General features: G+C 29.8%; 3 protein-coding genes. All 3 read left to right on the top strand.

The window, feature by feature from the left end; translation table 11 throughout:
* Positions 1-245 (top strand): EutN/CcmL family microcompartment protein (locus VLM92_RS16175; protein ID WP_325277352.1); only part of this gene is annotated, 245 nt, incomplete at its 5' end.
* A 2-nt stretch (positions 246-247) separates the two neighbouring features.
* Positions 248-2,053: an adenine deaminase gene (gene ade / locus VLM92_RS16170; RefSeq protein WP_325277351.1), complete on the top strand. Its 1,806-nt coding sequence runs from the start codon at positions 248-250 to the stop codon at positions 2,051-2,053.
* 139 nt (positions 2,054-2,192) lie between these two features.
* Positions 2,193-2,918, top strand: a complete 726-nt coding sequence (locus VLM92_RS16165) for a PilZ domain-containing protein (protein WP_325277350.1) — start codon at positions 2,193-2,195, stop codon at positions 2,916-2,918.
* Positions 2,919-3,003: the final 85 nt, after the last annotated feature.

Genomic DNA, 3,003 nt, shown 5'->3' with positions numbered 1-3,003 from the left:
TAGTAGCAACAAGAAAAGATGATACCTTAGTAGGAAGTAAGTTAATGATAACCCAACCATTAAATTTCAAGAATGAATATGAAGGCAAACCATTAATTGCAGTAGATACGGTTGGAGCAGGAATTGGAGAGTTAGTTATATATACAGAAGGAACAGCAGCTAGAAATGCAGCTAAAAAACATGATTCATCAATAAATGCTGCAATAATTGGGATTGTTGATAATATAGACGTATGGGAGGATTAACATTGAAATATATAAAACAAGCAATGGAATATAAAGAGTTAATAGATACTCTTATGAGTGATAAACACCATGCAGATGTTGTTTTGTATGGGGGAAATGTAGTAAATGTATTAACTAGGGAAATTTACACTGCAGACATTGCTATAAAAGGAAAGTACATATTACTTATTGGAGACTGTGAAGATTTAATAGGAGAAGATACGCTAGTTGTAGATGTAAGAGGTAAATATTTATCACCAGGATTTATAGATTCTCATATGCATTTTGAAAGTAGTATGCTTACAGTAACAGAATTTTCAAGACTTTCAATACCATCAGGAACAACTACATTAATAGCAGATCCACACGAAATAGGAAATGCACTAGGACCAGTTGGAATGAAAGCTATGGCAGATGAGGCAAATAAAGTTCCAAATTATGTTAGATTTGTAGTGCCTGCTCTTACTCCAGACTGCCCAAGCTTAGAAACTGCAGGGGTAGATGTAAGTTCTAAAGATATGGAAGATTTACTAAATTATAAAAATATAATAGGAATAGGTGAACTTCAAGGATTTAGTAATGCAAAACATGTATATAGAAATACTCCAGAGGTAATAACTGACTTATTAGCATCAACTACATATGCAAAAAGTATAGGAAAAGTAGTAGATGGTAATGCACCAGAGTTATTTGGAAAAGAACTTGCGGCACATATAATATGTACTGGAGGAAAATGTTCTTGTCATGAAACTACTACAAAAGAAGAATGTGTAGAAAAGTTAAGACAAGGTGTGTATGTATTTATGAGAGAAGGTTCTACTCAAAAGAATATGGGTGAATGTATAAGAGCTGTAACAGAGGAAGGTTTAGATTCTAGAAGATGTATACTAGCAACTGATGATATGGTTTCTGAAGACCTTGAAAAATTAGGACATATGAATGAAATAGTAAAAAGAACTATAAAACAAGGTGTAAATCCTGTTGAGGCAATACAGATGGTAACTATAAATCCTGCAACATACTTTAATCTTGAAGATAGAGGAGTATTATCACCATCTAAAGTAGCAGATATAGCTATAATAAATGACTTAGAGGAAATGGATGTTGAAGCTGTATTTATAGACGGTAAATTAGTTGCAACAGATGGAGAGCTTTTAGTAGATTTACCAAAATACACTTATCCTAATACTGTTAAAAACTCTGTAAAAAGAGAAAAATTAGTAGAAGCTGATTTAGAAATAAGAAGCGATAAAAAAGAAGTAACTGTTAGATGTATTAAGGCAATACCAGATCAAAACTTAACAGAATGCTTAGAAGAAGTAACAAAGGTTAAGTCTGGTGTTGTAGAAGCTGATGTGTCTAATGATTTATTATATATAGCTTGCGTTGAAAGATATGGAAGAAATAATAATATAGGTAAGGCATTTGTAAAAGGATTTGGACTCAAAAAAGGCGCTTTTGCAGAAAGTGTAGCTCATGATACTCATAATATAACTGTTGTTGGAACTAATATAGCCGATATGGTAGTTGCAGTAAATAAAGTTATAGAAATGAGTGGAGGTATAGCTGTTGTAAATAACGGTAGAGTATTAGAAGAATTAAGATTACCAGTTGGTGGACTTATAACTGATGAGCTTACTGGTAGTGAAGTAAGTGAAAAGATAGCAAGTCTTGAGAAAACTGTAAGTCAAGATTTAGGTGGTACTATACACGCACCATTTATGCATTTATCCTTCTTAGCACTATCAACTAGTCCTAAGTGGAAGATAACGGATAAAGGTCTTATTGATGTCAATAATTTTGAAATATTAAGTCCTATAATTGAATAAGAAGTTATTATAATTTATATGGACTGTCTTTAATAAAAAGGCAGTCCTATTTTGTATACAAAAAGGCTCCTTTTTAAGTCGTTTTTTGTGCTATAATTTGAATAGAATAAATAGGTTATATTAAAGGGGTTATATAGATATGAAAAAAGGGAATAAAGTGATATTTAATTTATTTAAGGAGAAATTTTTAAAATATAAGGAAAGGTCTATAGAAGAATCTGTAAGCAAGTATGCCAAAATATTAGATGATGATATAGATTTGAAGATACATATAAGTTATCATAATAAGATGTATACAACATATGTAGAAAGTCTACATAACAGAGAAGTAGTTTTTAGATGTCCTATTGATGAAGAAAATATCATTAGATATAATTTAGGTAAAATTATTGAAATAGAATTTATAAGCTATACGGGATTATATATAACTGAAATTTGCATAACAGAAAGAATAATAAAAGATGATATTATGTATTATAAAGGAAATATCAATTCTCCTATAGAGAAAAAACAGAGAAGAGATAATTTTAGATTACCTATAAACTTAGATGTTACCTATACATTGCCATTAAATGAAGCAAGACTATATAGTGGCAATACTAAGGATATAAGTGTAGGTGGTATGCTTATGGAAAATAATGAGCACTTATATGTAAATAAAAAACTTAAAATAACATTTGAGTTAGATAATAAAGTGTATAGAGTAAAAAGTACGATAATAAACAAAAGAACAAACTTTGTAAATGGTAAGTATCTGTATCATATAAGGTTTGATGATTTAAATAACAAACAGAAAAGGGAAATATATAGATTTATATTAGATGAACAAAAAGTAGAACTTAGAAGAAATGCTGGAATAAGATAAATTAAAGGAGAGTATTAATACTCTCCTTTAATTTATCTTATTCCAGCATTTCTTCTAAGTTCTACTTTTTGTTCATCTAATATAA

This window comes from Romboutsia sp. (assembly GCF_035470145.1).
Classification (GTDB): domain Bacteria; phylum Bacillota; class Clostridia; order Peptostreptococcales; family Peptostreptococcaceae; genus Romboutsia_D.
This window is presented reverse-complemented; position numbering and strand designations above follow the sequence as displayed.